This window comes from Saccharothrix ecbatanensis, assembly GCF_014205015.1.
GTDB lineage: Bacteria > Actinomycetota > Actinomycetes > Mycobacteriales > Pseudonocardiaceae > Actinosynnema > Actinosynnema ecbatanense.
The window spans coordinates 6,974,598-6,996,940 of the sequence record NZ_JACHMO010000001.1; the positions used below are offsets into that span (position 1 = coordinate 6,974,598).

Consider the following 22,343-nt stretch of genomic DNA (forward strand, 5'->3'; position numbering starts at 1 on the left):
GAGGATGTCGGACATGGCCACAGTCGCCCAGTGGGTATCGGGGACCCGCCCCCGCACGCTGCCGAACTCGATCGCGCCGGTCCTGGTCGGCGCGGGCGCGGCGCACCACATCGACGGCTTCAACCTGACCTGGTCGCTGCTGGCGCTGGCGGTGGCGGTGGCACTCCAGGTGGGCGTCAACTACGCCAACGACTACTCCGACGGCATCCGCGGCACCGACGCCAACCGCGTCGGCCCGTTCCGGCTGGTCGGCTCGGGTGCGGCCAACCCCAAGTCGGTGCGCACGGCGGCGTTCGCGGCCCTGGGCGTGGCCTCGGTGACCGGCCTGGTGCTGATCGTCCTGTCCGGCCGCTACTGGATGGTGGCGTTCGGCGCGGTGTGCGTGGCCGCGGCGTGGTTCTACACCGGTGGCCGAAAGCCTTACGGTTACTCGGGTTTCGGCGAGCTGGCCGTGTTCCTGTTCTTCGGGCCGGCGGCGGTGCTCGGCACGCTGTACGTGCAGACCGGCGAGATCACCGGGATAGGGATCGGCGGCGCGATCGCGATGGGCGCCTTCTCCACCGGCGTGATGATCGCGAACAGCCTGCGCGACATCCCGACCGACATCCAAGCGGGCAAGCGCACGTTGGCGACCACGTTGGGGGACAAGGACTCCCGCCGCCTCTACGTGGCCCTGATCGCGATCCCGTTCCTGATCACGCCGGTGCTCGGGCTGCGCGTCCCGCTGGCCCTGATCGGCTTGCTGGCGCTGCCCCTGGCGATCCTCGGCGCCCGCCACGTCGTCATGGGCCGCAAGGGCCACGACCTGATCCCCGTGCTGCGCGACACCGGCCTGGCCATGCTCGTCTGGGGCATCGCCGTCCCCGCCGCGCTGTTCCTGGCCTGACGCTCAGCGCACGTTGCCCGCACGCAGCCAGGCGATGTACTCGGTGACGGCGCGTTCGGTGTCGTAGGCGGGCTGGTAGCCGGTGTCCTGGTGGATGCGGGTGATGTCGAGGTAGCTCGCCCGGCCCGTCCCGCCGGTGGGCAGGTCGACCCGCGCGTCCGGGACCACCTTCTTGATCGCGGCGATGATCTCGGCGTTGGACGTCGCACGACCGGCGGCGACGTTGTACGTGCGGTGGTTGAGCCGGTCCGCGAGCTGCAAGAGCGCGATGGCCCGGCCGCAGTCCTTCACGTAACACAGGTCGACCGCGTCCTCCGCGTACGCGCGCCCGTGAAGTGGGGAGAGGTCCGGCTTCGCGCCGTGGGCGGCAGCGTGGATCAGGGCGGGAGCGGCGAAGAACAACGCGCCGTGCGGCTCGCCCGGACCCCAGATGCCGGAGATGCGGTAGTCGACGACCTCGATGCCGGTGGCGGCGGCCAGGTGTTCGTTGAGCAGTTCGCCGATCTTCTTGAACCTCGGGATCAGGTGGGGTGACGTCATCGGCAACGGCATGTCTTCACGCAGCGCGCCCTCGGCGGCGACGCCCGAGTAGACGCCGATCGTGCTCGCGACGCCGACACGCGACACGCCCCAGGTCTGAGCGGCCTGGAAGATGTTGAGCAGCCCGCCGATCGCCTTGCGGGTGGCCTCCACGGGCTCGTCGGCGTTCGGCGGCCAGGGCATCGACCCCGCGAGGTGCACGATGCCGGTGATCTTGTGCCGGGTGCCGACGTCGAGCAACGCCGTCAGGTCGGTGATGTCGGCCTGTTCCACCGCCACCCGTTCGTCGGCGAGGTCGGCCGGCGCCTCTGCGGTCCGGCGTTGGACCAGCACACAGCCCTCGCCCATGTCCAGCAGCGCCCGCACGGTGTGGGAGCCGATGAAGCCCAGACCTCCGGTGACCAGGATCATCGTCGCACCTTCCTGTCGTTTGACTGATTATCAGTCCTACTGACGATCAGGCTAGCGATAGGATTGTCGGGTGGCAAGGGAAGACGGGCCAGGCCCGGAGTTGCGCCGGAACCTCGTGTACCTGCTCAAGCACGCGCACTTCCGGATGGCCGAGCTGACCGCGAGGGCGTTGACGCCGTACGGCATCGAGGGGCGCGAGTTGGGCGTGCTGCTGACCCTCGCCGGCGGTGAGCCGATGTCCCAGCAGCAGGCCGCACAGCGGCTCGGCATCGACCGCACGACGATGGTCGCGCTGCTGGACGCGTTGGAGGGCAAGGGCCTGGTGTCACGTCATCCGGACGCGGAGGACCGGCGGCGCAACGTGGTCGAGCTGACCGATGTCGGGAAGGACACCCTCCGCCGGGCGACCGAGGCCACCGACGAGGCCGAACGCGCGTTCCTCGCGTCACTCCACCCGCAGGCCGCCCAGCAGCTGCGGGACTCGTTGCGGACGATCGTGACGCAGCCGGACTAGAGACCGGCTACCAGGCGTCCTCGGTGAACGACATCGGTTCCTCGTCGTCACGCGGCTTGGGTTTGGGTGGCTCCACGCGGCGTTCTTCGCCACGGCACAGGGCGGCGAGCGTCACGCGGTCCGCTTCCAGGGCCGCTTTCACGCCACGGTCTTCGGCGGCCTCGCCCATCAGCACCTGACGCCAGCTCAGGTAGCCGCCCGCGATCCGCCGTTGCAACGCCTGGAGTTCCGGTGACGCCTCGTTGGACTTGGCGAACTGCATCACCCGCCGCACGTCCTCGGCCGACGGCTCGCGCTGCGGGTAACGCAGCTTCGCCGCCTCGCGCATCGCCTTCTCGGCGTCGGCGACCGACCTCGCCAGCACGTCCTCGGCCGTGAGCACCTCCGCCGTCCGCCACGCGCTCACCGCAAACCCCCTCCTGCACACCGATCACGCTGGGACGCACGACGCCCGCCGTGCGTTCCCGCACTACCCGAATCAACCGGACCAGTTGCCAGTGGACCGGAATCGGGTCAACGTGGCCAGGTGCGGCTCCAGGTCCATGTCCTGCGCGGCCACCCACGAGTCGTCGTAGTAAGTGTGCCCGTACCGCTCGCCGCCGTCACACAACAACGTGACAACGCTGCCGTGCAACCGGGACGCCCGCATCTCCGCGATCAACTGGAACGCGCCCCACAGGTTCGTGCCGGTCGACCCGCCGACCCGCCGACCCAGCACGTCCTCGACGTGCCGGATCGTCGCCACCGACGCCGCGTCCGGCACCTTGATCATCCGGTCGATGACGTTGCCGATGAACGACGGCTCCACCCGCGGTCGGCCGATGCCCTCGATGCGCGAGCCCCGCGTCCCCGTCAGCGCGGGATTGCCGTCACACCAGGCGTCGAAGAACACCGAGTGCTCCGGATCCACCACGGCCAACCGGGTCCGCAGCTTCCGGTAGTGGATGTACCGGCCGATGGTGGCGCTGGTGCCACCCGTGCCCGCCCCGACCACGACCCACTCGGGCTCCGGCGCGGCCTCCAACGACATCTGTTGGAAAACCGACTCGGCGATGTTGTTGTTGCCACGCCAGTCCGTCGCCCGCTCGGCGTGGGTGAACTGGTCCATGAAGTGCCCGCCGAGGTCCGCCGCGAGCCGCCGGGACTCGTCGTAGATCGCGCCCGGCTCGTCCACGAAGTGGCAGCGGCCGTCCTGGCGCTCGATCAGCTCCACCTTCTCCCGGCTGGTCGACCGGGGCATCACCGCGATGAACGGCAACCCGAGCAGCCGCGCGAAGTACGCCTCCGACACCGCCGTCGAACCGGACGACGCCTCGATCACCGGCGTGCCGCCGACGACCCAGCCGTTGCAGATCGCGTACAGGAACAGCGAGCGCGCGAGCCGGTGCTTGAGCGAGCCGGTGGGGTGGGTCGACTCGTCCTTCAGGTACAGGTCGATACCCCACTCCGGTGGGAGGGGGAAGTGCAGCAGGTGCGTGTCCGCGCTGCGGTTGGCGTCCGCTTCGATGATGCGGACGGCCTCGCACACCCATTCCCTGGTCCGGGAGCTACATCGGTCTACCGAAGTCGTCACGCCGGCACGATAACTTCTGCGACGTGACCTCACTTGCGAGCGGTTCCTTCCGCGGCAGCCTGCTGGCCGGCGCCGTCGGCGACGCACTCGGCGGTTCGATCGAGTTCGACCGGATCGACCGCATCAGGAACCGCTTCGGGCCATCGGGTCTCACCGACTACGCACCGGCTTACGGCAGGCTGGGCGCGATCACCGACGACACGCAGATGACCTTGTTCACGTTGGAAGGCCTGCTGCTGGCGAAGAAGCGCGGCAGCGACCCGGTGCACGAGGTGCGCGTGGCGTACGGGCGGTGGCTGCGCACGCAGGGCGGTCCGGACGTCAGACCCGATGGGTGGCTGCTGGACGTGCCGGAGCTGCACCAGCTTCGCGCGCCTGGCAACACGTGCCTCACCGCGCTCCGCTCGGGCGTGCTGGGCACCGTGAACACCCCGATCAACGACTCCAAGGGCTGTGGCGCGGTGATGCGGGCGGCTCCCGTGGCGTTGTGGTCGGACGATGTGCACGAGGTGTTCGACCTGGCCGCCGCCACCGGCGCGCTCACCCACGGCCACCCCAGCGGCTACCTGTCGGCGGGCGTGCTGGCGGTGCTGGTGCAGCAGGTGCTGGCGGGCGTGCCGCTGCTGTCGGCGATCGACGTGGCCCGCGCGGAGCTGGTCACGTGGGACGGTCACGAGGAGCAGCTGAGCCTGCTGGACCTGGCGGTGGAGCTGGGCACGGGCGGTGTGCGGCCGACGCCGGAGGTGATCGAGACGGCGTTGGGCGGCGGCTGGGTCGGCGAGGAGGCGTTGGCGATCGCGGTGCTCACCGCGTTGGCCGCGCGGAACCTGGCGGACGGGTTGCTGCTCGCGGTCAACCACTCCGGGGACAGCGACTCGACCGGCGCGCTGTGCGGGAACCTGCTGGGCGCGCGGGACGGCGTGGAGGCCGTTCCCGAGCACTGGCTGAGCGATTTGGAACTCCGTGACGTGCTGGAACGCCTGACTGACGAGGCGGTGGAGGCGTTCACCGGGTGACCTGACGGACGAGCACGTGTCGAATCGGTGGACTTCCTTAATCTACATAGGTAGACTGGAGCCGTGGAACCACTCGGACGCATCGGAGGGGCCACGGTCGACGTGCTGGGAGTGCTGATCGAGAGCGACCAGCCGCGCTGGGGCCTGGAGATCATCAAGCTGACCGGACGCCCGTCCGGCAGCGTCTACCCCCTGCTCGACCGCCTGGAACGGGCCGGGTGGGTCACGTCGTCCTGGGACGACGACAGCGAACGCCGCGGCCCGCGCCGCCGGATGTACGTGCTCACGCCCGGAGGCGCCCGAGAGGCGGCCAAGGTGTGCGCGAAGAAGGCCAGGCCCGTGCCCGCCACCCGACCGGAGGTCGCCCGATGACCCGACTCGCCCTCGCCGTGGTCCGAGCAGCCGCAGTGTTGCTGCCACGTGCGCAGAGAGACCGTTACCTGGAGCAGTGGCGGGCGGATGTGGAAGGTGCTCGTGAACTCGGCCTGAACCCGCTGGGCGTGGCGTTCGGCGCGATCCGCATCGCGAACCGGGAACGGGGGCCGGTGATGCTGCCGATCGGCCCGTTGGCGCTGGCCCTGCGCCTGCGTGAGAGCACGAAGTTCGGCGCGGTGCTGGCCGTGATGCTGCTGGCGAACCTCGGCGGGGCGATCCTGCTGGTGATGTAGCCGGCCGGGGCAGCTGGGCGGCGGGCGGGCGGCCCGGAGACGGCTGGGCGGCAGGTAGCCAGGCATGCCCGGCGGCTGGGCGGCCAGGCGTGCCCGGCGGCTGGCCAGGCAGCTAACTAAGCAGCGCCATCGCCGCGCAACTCGGCGCGCAGCTTCTCGCGTTCAGCACGCCGCACGGCCTGCTTTTCCTCAAGCCCCTGCGCGACCCGCGTCCGCAGCCCGCGGAACACGAAGAGTGACAGCGGCAGAGCCACCACCACGCCCACGGCCAGGGCAACGAGCAGCGGCACGTTGACGAGCACGAGCAGCGCGGTGACCGCGGCGACCATGCCCAGGCGCGCGCCGATGTAAAGCGTCACATCACGACCCAGGTGCACGGTTAACCAGGTTACGCGTCGTCCGCGGGGCCGACCGCCGCGGTGTTGGGACGGCCCTCGAACCGGGTGGACAGCACGACCGTCGTGCGCGTGCGCGCGACCCCCTGGATGCGCCGCAACCGGCCCAGCGAGCGCTCCAGGTCGTCCACCGTGGCGACCCGCACTTTGACGATGAACGACTCGTCGCCCGCCACCCGGTAACACGACTCGACCTCGACCAGCTCGGCCAGCGCCAAGGCCAGCTCGTCGTCGTCCGCCGTGTCCGTGGGGTGGATGCTGACCAGCGCGGTCACGCCGAGGCCGACGGCGCTCGGGTCGACCACGGCGTGGTAGCCGACGATCACACCGGTGGATTCCAGCTTGCCGACCCGCTCGTGCACGGCCGAGGCCGACAGGCCGACCTTGCGTCCCAGGTCGGCGTAGGTTGCCCGACCGTTCTCCCGCAGGGCGGCGATGATCTGGCGATCAAGAGCGTCCACCGGTCACAGGGTAGGCCCAAGGTCGTCCGCGCACGCCTCGGGCGGCATGTCCGAACCGCGCGCTTCGTCCCTTACTACCTCTTTACCATCACCCAAGCGTTCGAGTACCCGACGGGTGGGATGCCACGATGCGTCCGGTACGTCTGTTCGCCACCGGGGAGGATTGACTGTGACCGTGACGCAGGGACACCAGGGGGAACGGCTGCTCACGCCGGGTGAGGTCGCGACGTTGTTCCGGGTCGACCCGAAGACGGTGACCCGCTGGGCGACCGCGGGCCGCATCGGCTCGATCCGCACGCCGGGAGGCCACCGCCGGTTCCGCGAGTCCGAAGTCCAACAGCTCTTGACACAGCTGACCACGGAGGCGACCGAACCGGTCCGGCGTTGAGGACGTACACCTCCAGGACACGGGTAATCTCGTGGCAAAGGAGGTGGCGACCATGATCTACCTGCTCGCGATGATCGGTGCGCTCACCATCGCCGTGCTGCTGTGGCGTGCGTTCGGACCGAACCGGGTCGAGACCGCCCCCAGTCGTCGTCGCACGTTGGCACCGGACGACGACCCCGACTTCCTGCGCAAACTCGGTGAAGAGCGCAAGAAGAAGCCGGACGACGAAGAGTGACAGCGAAGGGGCCTCAGCGAGTGAGGCCCCTCGTCGTGCGCGGTACTGGTTGTTCGGAAAGGGCTAGTTGTTCGGGAAATCGTCCGCCACCGTGGCGGCGAGTTCCAGCAGCGCCAGCCGGGTGTCCGGGCCGAGCTTGTCCAACTCGATTTCCGCGCCCTCTTCGAGGTGCGTGTCGAACGGGATCCGCACCACGGCGCGGCAGCGCTGGGCGAAGTGCGCGGCCAGCTTGTCCAGGTCGACCTTGCCGGAGCCAGGGCGCACCGAGTTGATGACCGTGATGGACTTCGCGACGAGGTCGCGGTAGCCGTGCGCGTCCAGCCAGTCCAGCGTCGCCGCCGACGTCTGCGCGCCGTCCACCGAGCCGGACGAGACCAGCACCAGCGAGTCCGCCTGGTCCAGCACGCCCTTCATCGCCGAGTGCATCAGACCGGTGCCGCAGTCGGTCAGCACGATGTTGTAGAACAGCTCCAGCAACGTGACCGTGCGCAGGTAGTCCTGGTCGCTGAACGCCTCCGACACCGCCGGGTCCTGTTCGGACGCCAGCACTTCGAGGCGGCTGGGCGACTGCGAGGTGTACGCGCGGACGTCGCTGTACCGGGTGATCTTCGAGGCGTCGCGCAGCAGGTGCCGCACGGTGGCCGTGGTCTCCCTCGGCACCTTCAGCGCCAGCGTGCCGCGGTCGGGGTTGGCGTCCACCGCGATCACGCGGTCGCCACGCAGCGAGGAGAACGTCGAGCCCAACGTGGTCGTCGTGGTGGTCTTGCCGACGCCGCCCTTGAGGCTCAGCATCGCGATCTTGTAGCAGCCGCGCAGGGGCTGGTTGATCCGGGCGATCAGCTCACGCCGGCGCAGGTCGGCCGGGCTCTCGCCGAGGTTGACCAGACCACCGGTGACCGAGTGCACGGTCTTGCGCCAGCCGGACTGCGGTGGGCGCTTCGCGCGCTTGATCAGCTGCTGCGAGGACATGTCGTTGGCGTTCGCCCGCTGGGGCTGCGCCGTGCCCTGCGGCTGGACGCTCTGCGGGAAGTTGTTGGGGAACCCGCCCGGGTACTGGTGCGGTCCCGACTGGTGCGGTCCCGACTGGCCGGGCGCGGGGTACGGGCCGGACTGGCCACCCGACACCTGGTACGCCCCCGACTGGCCCGAGACCTGGTAGGCCCCGGACTGCTGACCGGAAACCTGGTACGCGCCCGACTGCTGACCCGAGACCTGGTACGCGCCGGACTGCGCCGGGAACCCGCCGGACGACGGACCGGTCACCGGGCCGGACTGCGACGGGTCGACGTACACCGTGCCGGGGTCCGCGTACTGCGGGTCCGGGTATTGGGGATCGGCGTACTGGGGCTCGGCGTACTGCGGGTTGGCATGCTGGGGGTTGGCATGCTGCGGGTTGGTGTGCTGGGGGTCGCCGTAGTGGGCGCCCGATCCCGGCTCGACCTGGTAACCACCCGACTGGTTCGGGTTGGGCTGCTGCCCGTCCGCTCCGGCCGGCTGCTGCCACGACGGCTCAGGATTCTCGTAGCGACCGGTCACCGCTGGGGTCCTCCCTGAGCAAAGCGGATCGAGACCTCCCCGACCCCACGCGTCCGACGGTAGTCGGCGACCAGTGGTTCCATGACACTGGGTGTGTGCGCCCACCCACCCACGCGGCGAGGGCGCACGACACGCGTAAGTGATGGTCTACGGCGAGCCGACGCCCGCGTACGAGTGCAGCCCAGTCGTTACGAGGTTGATGAAGAACAGGTTGAACACGGTCAGCGAGAAGCCGAGCGAATTGATCCAGGCGGCGGGTCGGCCACGCCAGCCGGCGGTGGCCCGCGCGTGCAGGTACGCCGCGTAGACGACCCACGACACGAACGCCACCGTCTCCTTCGGGTCCCAGCCCCAGAACCGGCCCCACGCCGCCTCGGCCCAGATCGCGCCGCAGATGATCCCGATGGTGAACAGCGGGAACGCGAACACCGTGCTGCGGTAGGCGAGCCGGTCCAGCACCTCGGAATCAGGCAGCTTGCGGAACCGCGCGCGGCCCGAGGACTTGAGCAGGTACAGCACGCTGGCCACACCGGGCACCAGCAGGATGCCGCTGGACACCGAGATCACCGAGACGTGCACCACGAGCCAGTACGACTGGAGCGCGGGCTGCACGGGCGCGGCGTCGGCGTACAGGACGGTGCCGCCGAGGAACATCAGGATCACGATCGGCACCAGCACGAACCCGCCGAGCCGGCGCACCGGGAACATGCGGGACAGCACCAGCCACGTCACCACGGCCGCGAGCGTCAACAGCGAGCCGTACTCGTACATGTTGCCCCACGGCGCGCGCTCGGCCGCAAAGCCGCGCAGCACCAGGGAAGCGAGTTGCAGGGCGGCGCCGAGGACGGTCAGCGCCGCGCCCATGCCGCCCATGCGTTCGGCGCGGGACACCTCCGGCTTGGTCACCAGACCCGGCGTCCACGTGCCGTCGGCCTGCGTCCCGCCTGCTTTGGTCCCGCCGGCCGCGACGAGTTCGCGTTCCCGGGCCTTCACGGGCCGGGCGAACGCCGCCTCGCACAGGTACAGCACCGCGGCGAAGAAGTAGATCGCCACAGCGGCGCCGTAGGTCCAGTCGCTGTACGTCGCCAGGGTCGCGGTCGGCATCAGCTCTCCTCCTCGTGGGCGAGCAAGTCCCGGGACACCGAGGTGAACTCCTCGCCGTATCCGGCCTGATCAGTGCGTGCGAGGCCGCCGACCTCGACAACGGTACGCCCGTCCTCCTGCGGGGACGCCCGCACCCAGACCCGGCGGCGCTTGATGCTCAGCGACACACCCAGACCCAGGATGACGAGCACGGAGGACAGCAGCACCCAGATCTGGGTGGGGTCGTGCGACACCTGCAACGACACCCAGTCGCGGACGCCGTCGAAGCGGATCACGGTGCCGTCGTCGAGCGTCAGCTGCTCGCCCTGCCTGAGGTTCTTCCGGGCGACCTTGGCCAGCTTGCCGTCCGTCACCATCTTCTGGTCGATGGCGAAGATGGACTGGCCGCGGCCGGAGTCGGTGCCCAGGTCGCCGCGGTAGACGTCGATCGCCACCGCCGGCTCGTTCGCCGCGGGGAAGGCCGAGTCCAGCAGTTCGCCGCGGAAGACGGCGGTCGGCGCGAGCAGGCCGGTGATCGCGAGCTGGCTCTTGCGGCGCTGCTCGGCGTCCGGCACGTCCGGCGGATCGAACTTCGTCGCGCCCTCGGACGCGAGCGTGACGTCGTTGACCGGCCGCCACTGGGTGGCGCCGTTGCGGATCTGACCGTTCGGGAAGGTGACGGTGAACAGCGGCGTGTAGCCGTGGCCGAGGAGGTAGAGCCGGTCGCCCGCGGTGCGCAGCGGGCTGTTGACCTCCAGCGGGTACGGCCGCCAGGTGCCGGTCTCCAGGTCCGCGCCGGACTGGTACTGGATGTCCGCGCGGAAGCTCTCGGCCTGGCCGCTGTGCAGGTACGTGGCGTCGAAGTCGTCCACCCGCACGCAGAACTGGTTCAGCTGCGTGCCGTCCACGCGCAGACCGGGCCGGAACGTGTCGTAGTTGTAGACGCCCGAGTTGCAGAACTGGCCGCCGTTCGCCTGCACGATGACCTGGCCCTCGTAGCCGAGCATCTTGCCCAGCGCGAACGCGATCAGCAGGCCCAGCAGGGAGAAGTGGAAGACCAGGTTGCCGGTCTCGCGCAGGTAGCCGCGCTCGGCGCTGATCGTGCGGACGCCGTTCTCCTCCTCGGCGGTGACCTTGCGCCAGCCCTTGAGCCGCCGTTCGGCGTGCTCGATCACGGCCTGCGGGCTCGCCGTCGTGTCCGCCGTGGCGTGGTGCGGCATCCGTGCCAGGTTGCGCGGGGTGAGCACGGGCTTGGCCCGCATCTGCTTGAAGTACTCCCAGGTGCGCGGCAGCAGGCAGCCGACCAGGGACACGAACAGCAGCACGTAGATCGAGGAGAACCAGATGCTGGCGTAGACGTCGTAGAACTGGAGGTCGTCCAGGAACCGGCCCCACCAGCCGTTGTTCGCGATGTACTCGTCGACGCTGCGCGGGTTCAGCGACCGCTGCGGGAGCAGCGCGCCCGGCATCGCGCCCAGGGCGAGCAGGAACAGCAGGGTCAACGCGGTGCGCATGGCCGTGAGACCGCGCCACGTGTTGCGCAGGAAGGCGAGGACGGCTCTCACTACAACGGCAGTTCTAGGTCGGTGATGAAGGCGTCGCGCAGCCAGGCCACGAAATCGCCCCACAGGCCGGTGACCAGGGCGACGCCCACCGCGATCAGCAGCACGCCGCCGAACACCTGCACCTGGCGGACGTGCGCGCGGAGCCAGCCGGTGGTCCGGACCGCCCAGCGCGCGCCCATCGCGATCAGGATGAACGGCAGGCCGAGGCCGAGGCAGTAGGCGAGCACCAGCACCCCGCCGCGAGCGGTGATCGAGCCGATCTCGGTGCTGCGGGTCAACGCCAGCACGCCCATCAGCGTCGGGCCGATGCACGGCGTCCAGCCGAGCGCGAAGACGCCGCCCAGCAGCGGTGCGCCGAGCAGACCGGCTCTGGGGGTGCGGTGCACGCGGACGTCCCGCTGGAGGGCGGGGACCAAGCCGATGAACACCAGGCCCATCGCGATCGTGATCACGCCGCCGATGCGCTGGAGCAGGTCGCCCTGGAACCAGAACAGGTCGGTCAGGCCGAGCACCACGAACGAGGTCAGGGAGAACACGATCGTGAAGCCGAGCACGAACAGCAACGCGGCGCCAACGACCCGCCAGCGGCCGGTCTTCCGGCCTTCACCGTCAGCGACCGCGGGCGCTTCCGCTCCGACCAGGCCCGCGAGGTACGCGAGGTAACCCGGGACCAGCGGGACGACGCACGGTGAGGCGAACGAGATCGCCCCGGCGAGCATGGCCACCGCTGTCGCGAGCAGGATCGGGCCCGAGGTGGCCAGATCGGTCGGGTTCACGTCGTTCAGGGTAGGTAAACCCCACTTGACGCTCGGCACCGGCATCTGTGTTGGATGCCACTGCTCCGCAGATGGCGGCTCGGTCGCCCGGAAGTCGATCGTTCGCGCCTCATTTCCCGACGATCGAAAAGCGTGATCGCCGCGAAATGAGCCGCGAACGATCGACGCGACCTCGCGGGGCGCTACCCGATCGGGTGGCGATTTAAACCCAACCATCCACCCTTGTGGGTGATCACCCCACTCCATAGCGTGACGCCATGCGCGCACACCGGCTCGCCCTGCCCGTGCTGGCCGTCGCCTTCGCCGTCGTCGCCGTGCCCCTGCCCGGCGACGCCGCGGAGCCGTCCGCGCCGTCCGCGCCGTCCGCGCCGTCCGAGGTGGAGTGGGTGGAGGTCTTCTCGCCCGACGGCACGATCTCCCGCACACCGGTCCCGCGCACGGTCGAAGCCGCCGCCGAACCGGCCGACGTGGCAGCCGACGTCGTCCCCGTCCAGCAGACCGGCGCCCCCGACCAGCGGTTCGACCTGGTGTTCGTCGGCGACGGCTACACGGCCGCCGAACTCGACGCCTTCCACACCCACGTGGTGGACAAGTGGACCGAGCTGGCCGCCGTGGAGCCGTTCAAGTCCTACCGCCAGTACTTCAACGTCTGGCAGGTGAACGTCGTGTCGAACCAGTCCGGGGTGGACCACGACCCGACCCTCGGCGCCGACCGCGACACCGCCCTGGACATGGGGTTCTGGTGCCAGGGCCGGGACACCCAGACCGAACGCCTGCTGTGCGTGAACCAGACCAAGGCCACCCAGTTCGCCGCCCTCGCACCCCAGGCCGACCAGGTCATCGCGCTCGGCAACACGGCCAAGTACGGCGGCGCGGGCGGCGGGGTGGCGACCGCGGCCGGTGCGAACGACCAGGCCGGGCAGATCGCGGTGCACGAGTTGGGGCACTCGATCGGCGGGCTGGCCGACGAGTACGACTACCCGTACGACCGGTACAGCGGCGGCGAGCCGACCGAGGTCAACGTCACCGCGGACCCCACCGGCGCGAAGTGGTCCGCCTACCTCGGCCGGACGTCACCGGACGGCGGCGTGGTCGGCGCGTTCGAGGGCGCCCGCTACTACCTGACCGGCCTGTACCGGCCCACCGACAACTCGATCATGCGCACGCTCGGCCGCGAGTTCAACCTCGTCGGCCGGGACGCCATGGTCGACGCGTTCAAGGAGAAGGTGCCCGAACTCGCCGGACCGGAAACCGGCTACGCCTCCGCGGCCAGCTCCTTGACCAGCGGCAACAGGTCGGACGCGATCACGGTGCCGAGGAACGCCGCCGCCACCCGGTGCTGCTTGTCCAGCACGAACGTGGACGGCACGGTGTTCGGCGGCAGCCCGCGGAACGCGAGCATCGCCCGCCCGGACTCGTCGTAGATCGACGGGTACGACAGCTTGCGGTTGGTCATGAAGTCGCGCGGCGACTCGGTCGAGTTCTCCTTGACGTCGATCCCCAGCACCTGCACGCCCAGCGGCCCGGTCTCGTCCTGCACCTTCTGGAGCTCCGGCGCCTCCGTGCGGCACGGCGGGCACCACGCGCCCCAGAGGTTCACGACGACGACCTTGCCCTTGTAGTCGTCCAGGGAGATCGTCTCGTCGTCCTTCATCAGGCTCGGGCCGGTCAGTCCCTTGATGCCCTTGCGCTCGTCGCCGTCGTAGCGGAGCTTCGTCTCGCCGTTGGGCGCCACGAGCTGGAACTCCGACCCGACCACCGGCTCGTCCCCACCGGACGTGCAGGACGTGACCAGCAACAACACCGCCACCAGCGCCGCTTGGACCGCTCTCATGCCCCGGTCACCCTCGGGTTCGTCGCGCCGACCGGTTCGGTGTAGACCACCCGCACCAACTGCTCGCCCTCGAACACCAAACTGGTCAACGACGCCAGCGAGCACTCCCGTCGACGCGGGTCGTGCCACATCCGCTTGCCCTCCAGGAACCGCCGCAACGTCCAGATCGGCAGCTGGTGCGACACGCACACCGCCTCGTGGCCCTCCGCCTCCGACCGGGCCCGCTGCACCGCGCCGAGCATCCGGTGCGCGATCTCCAGGTACGGCTCGCCCCACGACGGCCGGAACGGGTTCACCAGCTTCGGCCAGTGCTTCGGCGAGCGCAGCGCGCCGTCCCCGACGGCCACCCGCAGGCCCTCGAACTGGTTGTCCGCCTCGATCAGCCGCTCGTCGGTGGCCAGTTCCAGCCGGTGCGAGTCGGCGATCGGCGACGCGGTCTGCTGGGCCCGGTCCAGCGGTGACGCCACGACGTGCGCGATGTCGTGGTCGGCCAGGTGCTCGGCCACCGTCAGCGCCTGCTTCTGACCGCGTTCGGACAGCTTGAACCCCGGCAGGCGGCCGTACAGGATGCCCGTCGGGTTGTGCACCTCGCCGTGCCTGAGCATGTGGATGACGGTCCGGGTCACTTTGTCGCCTCCGCAGCGGCACGGGCGGCGTGCGGCATCGCGTCTGCGATCACCTTGAAGTCGTCGTCGGTCATGGCCGCGTTGACGAACCACGCCTCGTAGGCGCTCGGCGGCGGGTACACGCCCCGGTCCAGCAGGGCGTGGAAGAACGGTGGGAAGCGCCACGTCTCGGCCGCCTGCGCGCCCGCGTAGTCCGTGACCTCGTCGTCGGTGAAGAACACGCTGACCAGGTTGCCCGCGAACTGCACGCGGTGCTTCACGCCCGCGTCGGTGAGGGCGGCGGTGAACAGCGCGCCGAGGCGGGTGGCGTTGGCGTCGAGGACGCGGTAGACGTCGTGGGTCGCGGCACGCAGCGTGGCCAGGCCGGCGGCCACCGCGACCGGGTTACCGGACAGCGTGCCCGCTTGATAGACCGGGCCCGCCGGGGCGAGCTTCGCCATCACGTCGGACCGGCCGCCGAACGCCGCCGCGGGCAGGCCGCCGGACATCACCTTGCCGAACGTGTAGAGGTCGCCCGCGACGTTCTCCAGGCCGTACCAGCCGGAGTAGGACACGCGGAAGCCGGTCATGACCTCGTCCATGATCAGCAGCGCGCCGTTGGCCCGGCACAGTTCCTTCAGCTCGGCGTTGTGCTTGGGCGCGATCGCGCCCATGTTGCCCGCCGCGGCCTCGGTGATCACGCACGCGATCTCGCCGTCGTTCTCGGCGAACGCCTGCCGGACCGCCTCGATGTCGTTGTACGGGAGCACCAGCGTGTCGGCGGCCTGCGCGCCGGTGACGCCCGGCGAGGTGGGCAGGCCGAGCGTGGCCACGCCGGAGCCCGCCTGGGCGAGCAGCGCGTCCACGTGGCCGTGGTAGCAGCCGGCGAACTTGACGATCTTGCGGCGCCCGGTGAACCCGCGGGCCAGCCGGATCGCGCTCATGGTGGCCTCGGTGCCGGAGTTGACCAGCCGGACCTGGTGCACGGGGTCGACCCGGCCGATGATCTCCTCGGCCAGTTCGATCTCGCCCTCGGTGGGCGTGCCGAACGACAGGCCGTGCACGGCCGCGTCCCGGACCGCCCCGACCACGTCCGGGTGGGCGTGGCCGAGGATCATCGGGCCCCACGACGACACCAGGTCGACGTACCGGTTGCCGTCGGCGTCCCACAGGTGCGGGCCCTCGCCGCGGACCATGAACCTCGGCGTGCCGCCGACCGAGTGGAAGGCCCGGACCGGGGAGTTCACGCCACCTGGGATGACCGCCGCCGCGCGCTCGAACAGTTCCTGGGATCGCGTCACTGTCACGGGGTCCAGTCTCACACGTCGGGTTCTTCGACCTGCTTCCGACCACGGGTGCGGACCGCGAGCACGGTCTGGCGGATCGCGTCGAGCAGCAGCACGCCGGCCACCGTGACCAGGCCGACGGACCCGCCGATCCAGTTGCCCTTGAACCGGGTCGACTCCAGCGGCGGCTGATCGGGCACGGGGAAGCTGTAATGGACGACACCCCGGTTCCAGCACCACACGGCGGCCGGCACGAGCAGCGCCACCAGCACCACCTCGCCCACCGCGATGAGCGCGCGCTTCGGCTGGTGCAGCGTGGGCTCGCCGGTTTCCTGCTCGGTCTCGGTGTCGGTGTCGGTGCCGACGGTGGCCGCAGTCACGCCGGTCAGCTTCTCATGTTCCCGGCCCTCCTGCTCCGGGCCGGGCCGGGCCAGGTCGCCGCGCTCCGAGTTCGCGTACTCCGGGCCGGCCGGCTCCGGGGCGGCCGGCTCCGGGGCGGCCGGCTCCGGGGCGGCCGGCTCCGGGGCGGCCGGTGCCGGGGCGTCCTGCTCAGGGGCGGCCGGGTCCGGGGCGTCCTGCTCCGGCCCGCGTCGCTCGGGGTTCACCTGCTCCGCGCTCTCCCGCGCCGAACTGTCCCGCTCCGAACTGTCCCGCTCCGGGCTCTCCTGCCCCCGACCCACCGCGCCTGTCACCGGCCGTCAGCGCCCTTCAGCTCCAGCAGTCTCGCCATCCCGGTCCGCAACGCCTCCGCGTCCCGCGCCCAGCCCATCACCACCGTGCCGTCGACCAGCCGGATCGGCACCGCCTCCGTGCCCCGAGGCAGGTCCCAGCCACCGCCCAGCACCTTCACACCCGCCCGGGGCTCCACTCCGTCGACCGACTCGACGTCCCCGATCGCCAGCTCCTCCCGCCCCTGGTGCAGCGCGACCGGCGTCAGGCGCACGGCGTACAGCCGCCGTCGTCCCTGCACCCACAGCATCGTGGGCAGGAAGAACCCGAGCGCCACCACCGACCACAACAGCGGCCGGAACGTGCCGGTCAGCCCCTCGACACCCACACCGAGCAGCGCGAACACCGGACCCCACAGCAGTGGCCACCAGGACGCGCCCGACTCGGCGTACAACGTGGGCTGATCCACTAGCCGAGGTTCCCCGCGAAGTAGTGCCGGGTGCCCGGCAGGAAGCTGCACACCGCCGCCACCGTCGGCAACACCAGCCGCGACACGATCACCACCCACGACAACGCCTCGGCCCCGCCGTCCCGGGCCGCGACGATCGCGGCGGCCAGCGCGAGGACGCCGATCACCATCGACCCGCCGACCAGGGCGAGTCGCGCGTGGTAGCTGCCGCCCATGAACGCCACCGCGCCCAACACGCCGCCGATGCCGAGGCAGCCGGTGAAGAACAACGTCATCACCGTGCCGAACCCGTTGAACCCGTCCTCCGCCAACGTCCGCAGCACCGTGCCCACCGGCCACGACAACGCCGCCAGCAACCAGAACACGAACGCCACCACGACCACCCGTGGCCGGACGATCGCCGTGGTGAACTGGTCGACGTTGCGCATCGGGCCGGGGAACTGCGGGCCGGGGTACTGCGACGGACCGGGGTACGACGGCTGCTGTCCGGCCCGGGGGTAGTCCACCGGCCGCATGGACTGCCCGTACTGGTCGAAGGGCTGCTGCCCGTGCGGTTCCGGCCCGTGAGGCGGCTGGGTCATCTCGTCACCAGCCCAGGGGCGCGTGATCTCGCAGGGCGAGCGGAACGGGTCCGTTCGGACATGGGCATCTCCGCGGGTTCAGTGCTGCTTCACCCACTGTGCCGTACCGGGGAGCCAGGTGAGGGCCAAACCGACAGCGATCAGCAGCAACGTCACCAGGTTCACCGCACTCGCCCCCGGCAGCACGATCCACAGCACGTGCAGCACGGCCACGCCCGTGAGCACACCGCGAGCCCACCGCCTGCCCAGCTTCAGCAGCCAGCCGAACAAGCCGTAGCCGAGCGCGAAACCGATCGCGACGACGGTCAACTGCGACAGGAGCCCGGTCACGTTCGCCGGGTCGTCGCCGGCGCGGACGGCCGACTCCTCCAACGAGCCCCGCCGTAACCACAGGTAGATGTTGGTCAGCAGGCCGAACGCGCCCAGCGCGAACCACACGCCGACCGCACCGCGCACCACCGCCGGCGGCTGCCCGGTCATCCGGCCTTCTTGACCGCGTCGAAGTACGCCTTCGAGCCGGGCAGGTACAGGGTGACCACCGCGCCGGCCACGACCAGCGCGATGACCAGGCTGAACTCGGGCATGGCGAGGAACATGCTGTACAGGAACACGACCGGCGTCATCACGGTCAACGCGACGCGGGTCCAGCTGCGCCCGGTCCGGCTCTTGACGGCGAAGAACACGATCAGGCCGCCCACGATCAGCGCGCCGATCAGCACGATCATCAGGAGACCGGTCGCACCCGCCTGGAGCTGCTCCTCGGTGAAGTCCCGGTCGGTGCTGGCCTGACGGGCGCTTTCGACCAACGCGTCGCGCTGGGTCAGCAGGAACAGGGCAGACGCGAGAAGCAGCCCGGCGGCCGTCATCCACAGCCAGAAGGACAGCGTCAACTCCCTGGGCCGCGTCAAGGCGGGCTCCGGGGACGGATCGGCCCAACTCCCTGGCGGCGGGTTCTCGGGGTCCTGAGGGGTCGTCACGACTGGGAACGCTAGGGCGGGTCCGGTGTGCTGTCCACCACGACAGGCGGTGGACAGCACACCTGTTACCTCAGGTCAGCTCGCCTTGAAGTAGTAGTTCGAGTCCGACTTGAACATGAAGACGATGGCGCCGATGACCACGGCCAGCGACACCACCACGAACAGCAGCGAGATCACGCCGAAGGCGCCGAGCGAGAGCAGGATGCCGACGAGCGCGAGGCTGAGCAGGTTGCCGATGATGGACAGGCCACCCAGCACGGTCAGCAGGATCCGGGCCCAGTTGGCGCCCTTGCGCATCTGCATCACGACCACGATCCACAGCACCGCGAAGATCAGGCTCACGATCGTCCCGCCGGAGCCCGACGCCACGCCCGTCTGGCTCTCGATGTCCGAGGAGATGACGAAGGTGATCACGTTGCTCAGGATGCCGATGCCCGCCGCGACCAGCCACAGCATGAAGGCGGTGTCGACAGACTTCGGGCGCGCGGGCGCGTTGAGCTCGCTCTGGCTCAACGGCGGCGCGGCCGGCGGGTAACCGCCCTGCTGGGGATAGCCACCCTGTTGGGGGTATCCGCCCTGCTGGGGGTAGCCGCCCTGCTGCGGGTGGCCGGGCTGCTGCGGGTAACCGGGCTGCTGGGGCTGCCCGCCCTGGTTGTAGCCGCCCTGGTTGTAAGGGTCGTTCGGATTGGTCATGCGACGGACGGTAGGCGGGGTGCGGCGCTCCGTCGACCGGAAATCACAATCCGTTAGCTACCTGTGGTGGCTTTACGCTGACCGAGTGCACTGATCTGAAGTACCCGGCAACTGATGGCCGGTACATCAGCACGATGACCGCCGCGTCGATGACCATCGTGATTCCGCTCAGCACCAGGACGATCGGGCTCACGGTGAACTCGGCCAACGCCATCCCACCCGAGGCGACGGCGAGCAGCTGCAACAGGCCGAAGGCGACCCCGATGCCCGACAGCACGGTCAGCACGATCCGCGCCCAGTTCCGCCCGGCCGCCATCTTGTTCGCGAACAGGGCGTAGACCAGCACGAACGCGATCGCCAGCAGCACCCCGAACCCGATCGCGCCGGTCACCGCCGCGTCCAGCTCGTCCTGGCCGGCCTTCATCCCGCGCTTCACCAGGTCGTCGCGCAGCATCCTGATCAGCATCTCCCGGTCGGAGAGCTGGTACAGGAAGCGGCCCATGCCGATCACGGCGCTGAGGATGAACAGCCACCGGGCCAGGTCGATCAGCTTCGGCGGCGTCGGCTTCGGCGGCTTGGCGCGCTTCCCCGACGTGTTCGGCGTGGTCATTCCCGGTCCAGCCAAGCGGCGGCTTCCACGGCCCAGTAGGTGAGCACGACGTCGGCGCCCGCACGGCGGATCGACGTCAGCATCTCCAGCACGGTCCGCTCGCGCTCGATCCAGCCGTTGCGGGACGCGGCCTCGACCATCGCGTACTCACCGGAGATCTGGTACGCCGCGACCGGCACGTCCGAGATCTCGGAGACGGCCTTGAGCACGTCCAGGTACGGCAGCGCGGGCTTGACCATGACCATGTCGGCGCCCTCGGCGAGGTCCAGCGCGACCTCGCGGAGCGCTTCACGGGCGTTCGCCGGGTCCTGCTGGTAGGTCTTGCGGTCACCCTTGAGCTGCGAGTCGACCGCCTCGCGGAACGGGCCGTAGAGCGCGGACGCGTACTTGGCGCTGTAGGCCAGGATGCCGGTGTCGGTGAGCCCGGCCTCGTCCAGCGCGGTGCGGATGAACCCGATCTGGCCGTCCATCATCCCGCTGGGGCCGACCACGTGGGCGCCCGCCCGCGCCTGGGCCACGGCCATCTCGCCGTAGACCTCCAGCGTGGCGTCGTTGTCGACCGCGCCGTCCGGCGTGAGCACGCCGCAGTGGCCGTGGTCGGTGAACTCGTCCAGGCAGCAGTCGGACATGAGGACGGTGGAGTCGCCGAGTTCGTGGCGGAGGTCGCGCAGGGCGGCGTTGAGGATGCCGTCCGGGTCGGTCGCGCCGGAGCCGACCGCGTCCCGTTCGGCGGGCACGCCGAACAGCATCAGCCCGCCGACACCGGCCTGCACCGCCTCGACCGCGGCTTTGCGCAGCGACTCGCGGGTGTGCTGGACCACGCCGGGCATGCTCTTGATCTCGACCGGCGCGTCGGCGCCTTCCCTGACGAACATGGGCAGCACGAGCTGCCGGGGGCGCACGGTCGTCTCGCTGACCAGGCGGCGCATGGCCTGCGTGGTGCGCAGCCGGCGGGGACGGTGGGCTGGGAACACGGTGGTACTCCCTGGAACGAGGTCGGGGCCACCACGAAGGCGACCCCGACTCACTTCGAGCTTCTTACGAACGGCGCAAGCGCTTGGTCTTGCGCGGTGGCGGCAGAGCGCCTTCGGCACGCAGCCTCGCGGCGTGCTGCGCCAGGGCGTCCACCAGGGCCGGGACGTTGGCGTCCTCCGGCTGCACGTCGACCCGGAGGCCGAACTCGCGTGCCGTCTCCGCCGTCTGCGGGCCGATGCACGCCACCAGTGTGCGCGCGTGCGGCTTGCCCGCGATGCCGACCAGGTTCCGGACCGTGGACGACGAGGTGAAGCACACCGCGTCGAACCCGCCGGACTTGATCATCTCGCGGGTGTCCGCGGGCGGCGGGGCGGCGCGGACGGTCCGGTAGGCCGTCACGTCGTCGATCTCCCAGCCGCGTTCGCGCAGGCCGGCCGCCAGGGTCTCGGTGGCGATGTCCGCTCGCGGGAGCAGGACACGATCCACCGGGTCCAGTATGTCGTCGTACGGCGGGAAGTCGGCCAGCAAGCCCTCGGAGGACTGCTCGCCGCTGGGCACCAGCTCGGGGATGATCCCGAACGAGCGCACCTTCGCCGCCGTCGACTCGCCGACGCAGGCGATCTTCACGCCGGAGAACGCGCGGGCGTCCAGGCCGAACTCGCGGAACTTCTCCCACACGGCGCGGACGGCGTTGGTGGAGGTGAAGACGACCCACTGGTAGCGGCCGTCGACCAGGCCCTTCACCGAACGCTCCATCTGCGCCGGGCTGCGCGGGGGCTCGACCGAGATGGTCGGGACCTCCACCGGGATGGCGCCGTGCGAGTGCAGCCGGTCGCTCATCGCGCCCGCCTGCTCCTTGGTGCGCGGCACCAGGACCCGCCAGCCGTAGAGGGCTCGCGACTCCCACCAGGAGAGCCTCGCGCGGCCGGCGACGGCGGCTCCGACCGTGACGACCAACGGGCCGCCCAGGTCACCGGCGTCGGCGGCCAGCGAGGCCAGCGTGGTGTCGATCGTGCGCTGGCCGAAGCCAGTGCCGTCGCAGGTCACCGCGACCAGGGTCTGCGGCGCCAGGCCGTGCTCCACCAGGGAGGACGCGGCCTCGGCCAGGTGACCGCCGGTGGCGTGCAGCACGAGCGTGCCGGGCGCGGACGCCAGGCCTGCCCACTCCACCACGCCGCGGACGTCGGCTTCGGTGTGCACCGCGCCCAACGCCACGCCGGCGTAGGCGGGCACCGCGGTGCCGGCGGGCACGCCGGGCACCACGTCGAACGCGATCGTGGTGCGGGAGACGGCCTGCGCCTCCTTCACCACCGAGTCCAGTGTCAGCGGGTCACCGGCCACGAGGCGGACCACGGCGTGGCCGTTCTTCGCTTCGGCGACCAGGTCCTTCGCCACGTCGGCGGGGTCGCCCACGGCGGGTCGGACCTCGACGCCGTCGGGTACCAGCGCCACCACCTCGGCCGGAACGTCCGGGTCCGTGACCACGAGCTCCGCCTTGTGGAGCAGGTCGCGGGCCCGGACCGTGAGCAGCCCGGTGTCGCCCGGACCTGAGCCGACGAACGCGACTCGGCCGGGGGTCTTGCGTGCGCGGGTCATC

Annotated in this window: 28 protein-coding genes and 1 pseudogene; 8 read left to right on the top strand and 21 right to left on the bottom strand. The window is 70.5% G+C overall.

What is annotated here, in order from left to right; genetic code table 11:
* Positions 1-13: 13 nt before the first annotated feature.
* Positions 14-886: a 1,4-dihydroxy-2-naphthoate polyprenyltransferase gene (locus F4560_RS30025; protein WP_184925757.1), complete on the top strand. Its 873-nt coding sequence runs from the start codon at positions 14-16 to the stop codon at positions 884-886.
* A gap of 3 nt (positions 887-889) precedes the next feature.
* Here the strand turns inward: F4560_RS30025 and F4560_RS30030 are convergent, their stop codons facing one another.
* Positions 890-1,837, bottom strand: a complete 948-nt coding sequence (locus F4560_RS30030; RefSeq protein WP_184925759.1) for an NAD-dependent epimerase/dehydratase family protein — start codon at positions 1,835-1,837, stop codon at positions 890-892.
* A gap of 70 nt (positions 1,838-1,907) precedes the next feature.
* Here F4560_RS30030 and F4560_RS45010 point away from each other — a divergent pair, with 70 nt between their 5' ends.
* Complete coding sequence (locus tag F4560_RS45010; protein WP_221483687.1) at positions 1,908-2,351, top strand: MarR family winged helix-turn-helix transcriptional regulator; 444 nt, start codon at positions 1,908-1,910, stop codon at positions 2,349-2,351.
* Between the two features lie 7 nt (positions 2,352-2,358).
* On the opposite strand, the gene F4560_RS30040 is transcribed toward F4560_RS45010, so the two are convergent.
* Positions 2,359-2,757, bottom strand: a complete 399-nt coding sequence (locus tag F4560_RS30040; protein ID WP_184925761.1) for a hypothetical protein — start codon at positions 2,755-2,757, stop codon at positions 2,359-2,361.
* Between the two features lie 72 nt (positions 2,758-2,829).
* Positions 2,830-3,879: an L-cysteine desulfhydrase Cds1 gene (gene cds1 / locus F4560_RS30045; RefSeq protein ID WP_312869562.1), complete on the bottom strand. Its 1,050-nt coding sequence runs from the start codon at positions 3,877-3,879 to the stop codon at positions 2,830-2,832.
* Between the two features lie 68 nt (positions 3,880-3,947).
* Between cds1 and F4560_RS30050 the strand changes: the two genes are divergently transcribed.
* From F4560_RS30050 to F4560_RS30060, 3 genes are all read left to right on the top strand, one after another.
* The gene (locus tag F4560_RS30050; RefSeq protein ID WP_184925765.1) at positions 3,948-4,940 is read left to right on the top strand and encodes an ADP-ribosylglycohydrolase family protein; all 993 of its coding nucleotides are present in this window, start codon (positions 3,948-3,950) and stop codon (positions 4,938-4,940) included.
* Positions 4,941-5,003: 63 nt separating this feature from the next.
* Positions 5,004-5,312 (top strand): PadR family transcriptional regulator, encoded by a 309-nt coding sequence (locus F4560_RS30055; RefSeq protein WP_184925768.1) that lies wholly within the window; start codon positions 5,004-5,006, stop codon positions 5,310-5,312.
* Positions 5,309-5,608, top strand: coding sequence for a hypothetical protein (locus tag F4560_RS30060; protein WP_184925771.1), 300 nt, complete (start codon positions 5,309-5,311; stop codon positions 5,606-5,608). Before F4560_RS30055 ends, F4560_RS30060 begins: the two co-directional genes overlap by 4 nt.
* 116 nt (positions 5,609-5,724) lie before the next feature.
* Here F4560_RS30060 and F4560_RS30065 read toward each other — a convergent pair whose 3' ends face one another.
* Together F4560_RS30065 and F4560_RS30070 are read right to left on the bottom strand one after the other, a co-directional pair.
* Entirely contained in the window at positions 5,725-5,985 is a 261-nt protein-coding gene (locus F4560_RS30065; protein ID WP_312869563.1) for a DUF4229 domain-containing protein, read from the bottom strand.
* Positions 5,986-5,996: 11 nt separating this feature from the next.
* Positions 5,997-6,464, bottom strand: coding sequence for an Lrp/AsnC family transcriptional regulator (locus tag F4560_RS30070; protein ID WP_184925774.1), 468 nt, complete (start codon positions 6,462-6,464; stop codon positions 5,997-5,999).
* Between the two features lie 169 nt (positions 6,465-6,633).
* Between F4560_RS30070 and F4560_RS30075 the strand changes: the two genes are divergently transcribed.
* A complete protein-coding gene (locus F4560_RS30075; RefSeq protein ID WP_376775359.1) occupies positions 6,634-6,852 on the top strand; it encodes a BldC family transcriptional regulator in 219 nt (72 codons plus the stop codon).
* A 52-nt stretch (positions 6,853-6,904) separates the two neighbouring features.
* Positions 6,905-7,087, top strand: coding sequence for a hypothetical protein (locus F4560_RS30080; RefSeq protein WP_184925776.1), 183 nt, complete (start codon positions 6,905-6,907; stop codon positions 7,085-7,087).
* Positions 7,088-7,150: 63 nt separating this feature from the next.
* Here the strand turns inward: F4560_RS30080 and F4560_RS46315 are convergent, their stop codons facing one another.
* The 4 genes from F4560_RS46315 to F4560_RS30100 form a co-directional block, all read right to left on the bottom strand.
* A complete protein-coding gene (locus F4560_RS46315) occupies positions 7,151-8,623 on the bottom strand; it encodes a nucleotide-binding protein (RefSeq protein ID WP_184925779.1) in 1,473 nt (490 codons plus the stop codon).
* Positions 8,624-8,770: 147 nt separating this feature from the next.
* Positions 8,771-9,727 carry a c-type cytochrome biogenesis protein CcsB gene (gene ccsB, locus F4560_RS30090; protein WP_184925781.1) on the bottom strand — a complete coding sequence of 319 codons (957 nt, stop codon included), beginning with the start codon at positions 9,725-9,727 and terminating at the stop codon, positions 8,771-8,773.
* Positions 9,727-11,220, bottom strand: coding sequence for a cytochrome c biogenesis protein ResB (gene resB / locus F4560_RS30095; protein ID WP_184929476.1), 1,494 nt, complete (start codon positions 11,218-11,220; stop codon positions 9,727-9,729). Before resB ends, ccsB begins: the two co-directional genes overlap by 1 nt.
* A 50-nt stretch (positions 11,221-11,270) precedes the next feature.
* A complete protein-coding gene (locus F4560_RS30100; protein WP_184929477.1) occupies positions 11,271-12,056 on the bottom strand; it encodes a cytochrome c biogenesis CcdA family protein in 786 nt (261 codons plus the stop codon).
* A gap of 248 nt (positions 12,057-12,304) precedes the next feature.
* On the opposite strand from F4560_RS30100, the pseudogene F4560_RS30105 reads away from it, so the two are divergent.
* A pseudogene (locus F4560_RS30105) lies at positions 12,305-13,249 on the top strand (M64 family metallopeptidase); the annotation flags it as partial.
* 53 nt (positions 13,250-13,302) lie between these two features.
* Here F4560_RS30105 and F4560_RS30110 read toward each other — a convergent pair.
* The 12 genes from F4560_RS30110 to F4560_RS30165 form a co-directional block, all read right to left on the bottom strand.
* Positions 13,303-13,881: a TlpA disulfide reductase family protein gene (locus F4560_RS30110; RefSeq protein ID WP_184925784.1), complete on the bottom strand. Its 579-nt coding sequence runs from the start codon at positions 13,879-13,881 to the stop codon at positions 13,303-13,305.
* A complete protein-coding gene (locus F4560_RS30115; RefSeq protein ID WP_184929478.1) occupies positions 13,878-14,486 on the bottom strand; it encodes a histidine phosphatase family protein in 609 nt (202 codons plus the stop codon). Before F4560_RS30115 ends, F4560_RS30110 begins: the two co-directional genes overlap by 4 nt.
* 17 nt (positions 14,487-14,503) lie before the next feature.
* Positions 14,504-15,793, bottom strand: a complete 1,290-nt coding sequence (gene hemL / locus F4560_RS30120; protein ID WP_184925786.1) for a glutamate-1-semialdehyde 2,1-aminomutase — start codon at positions 15,791-15,793, stop codon at positions 14,504-14,506.
* Positions 15,794-15,804: 11 nt separating this feature from the next.
* Positions 15,805-16,464 (bottom strand): hypothetical protein, encoded by a 660-nt coding sequence (locus F4560_RS30125; protein ID WP_184925790.1) that lies wholly within the window; start codon positions 16,462-16,464, stop codon positions 15,805-15,807.
* Positions 16,461-16,910 (bottom strand): transport-regulating membrane protein Mce1N, encoded by a 450-nt coding sequence (gene mce1N, locus F4560_RS30130; RefSeq protein WP_184925793.1) that lies wholly within the window; start codon positions 16,908-16,910, stop codon positions 16,461-16,463. Before mce1N ends, F4560_RS30125 begins: the two co-directional genes overlap by 4 nt.
* A complete protein-coding gene (locus F4560_RS30135) occupies positions 16,910-17,491 on the bottom strand; it encodes a hypothetical protein (RefSeq protein WP_184925795.1) in 582 nt (193 codons plus the stop codon). Before F4560_RS30135 ends, mce1N begins: the two co-directional genes overlap by 1 nt.
* 78 nt (positions 17,492-17,569) lie before the next feature.
* Positions 17,570-17,971: a hypothetical protein gene (locus F4560_RS30140; RefSeq protein ID WP_184925798.1), complete on the bottom strand. Its 402-nt coding sequence runs from the start codon at positions 17,969-17,971 to the stop codon at positions 17,570-17,572.
* Positions 17,968-18,468 (bottom strand): hypothetical protein, encoded by a 501-nt coding sequence (locus F4560_RS30145; protein WP_184925800.1) that lies wholly within the window; start codon positions 18,466-18,468, stop codon positions 17,968-17,970. Before F4560_RS30145 ends, F4560_RS30140 begins: the two co-directional genes overlap by 4 nt.
* 75 nt (positions 18,469-18,543) lie before the next feature.
* Positions 18,544-19,161 (bottom strand): hypothetical protein, encoded by a 618-nt coding sequence (locus F4560_RS30150; protein ID WP_184925803.1) that lies wholly within the window; start codon positions 19,159-19,161, stop codon positions 18,544-18,546.
* Between the two features lie 43 nt (positions 19,162-19,204).
* Entirely contained in the window at positions 19,205-19,771 is a 567-nt protein-coding gene (locus F4560_RS30155; protein ID WP_184925806.1) for a hypothetical protein, read from the bottom strand.
* Entirely contained in the window at positions 19,768-20,745 is a 978-nt protein-coding gene (gene hemB, locus F4560_RS30160) for a porphobilinogen synthase (RefSeq protein ID WP_184925809.1), read from the bottom strand. The genes F4560_RS30155 and hemB overlap by 4 nt, the downstream gene beginning before the upstream one ends.
* A 64-nt stretch (positions 20,746-20,809) precedes the next feature.
* Complete coding sequence (locus F4560_RS30165) at positions 20,810-22,342, bottom strand: bifunctional uroporphyrinogen-III C-methyltransferase/uroporphyrinogen-III synthase (protein WP_184925811.1); 1,533 nt, start codon at positions 22,340-22,342, stop codon at positions 20,810-20,812.
* Position 22,343 lies beyond the last annotated feature (1 nt).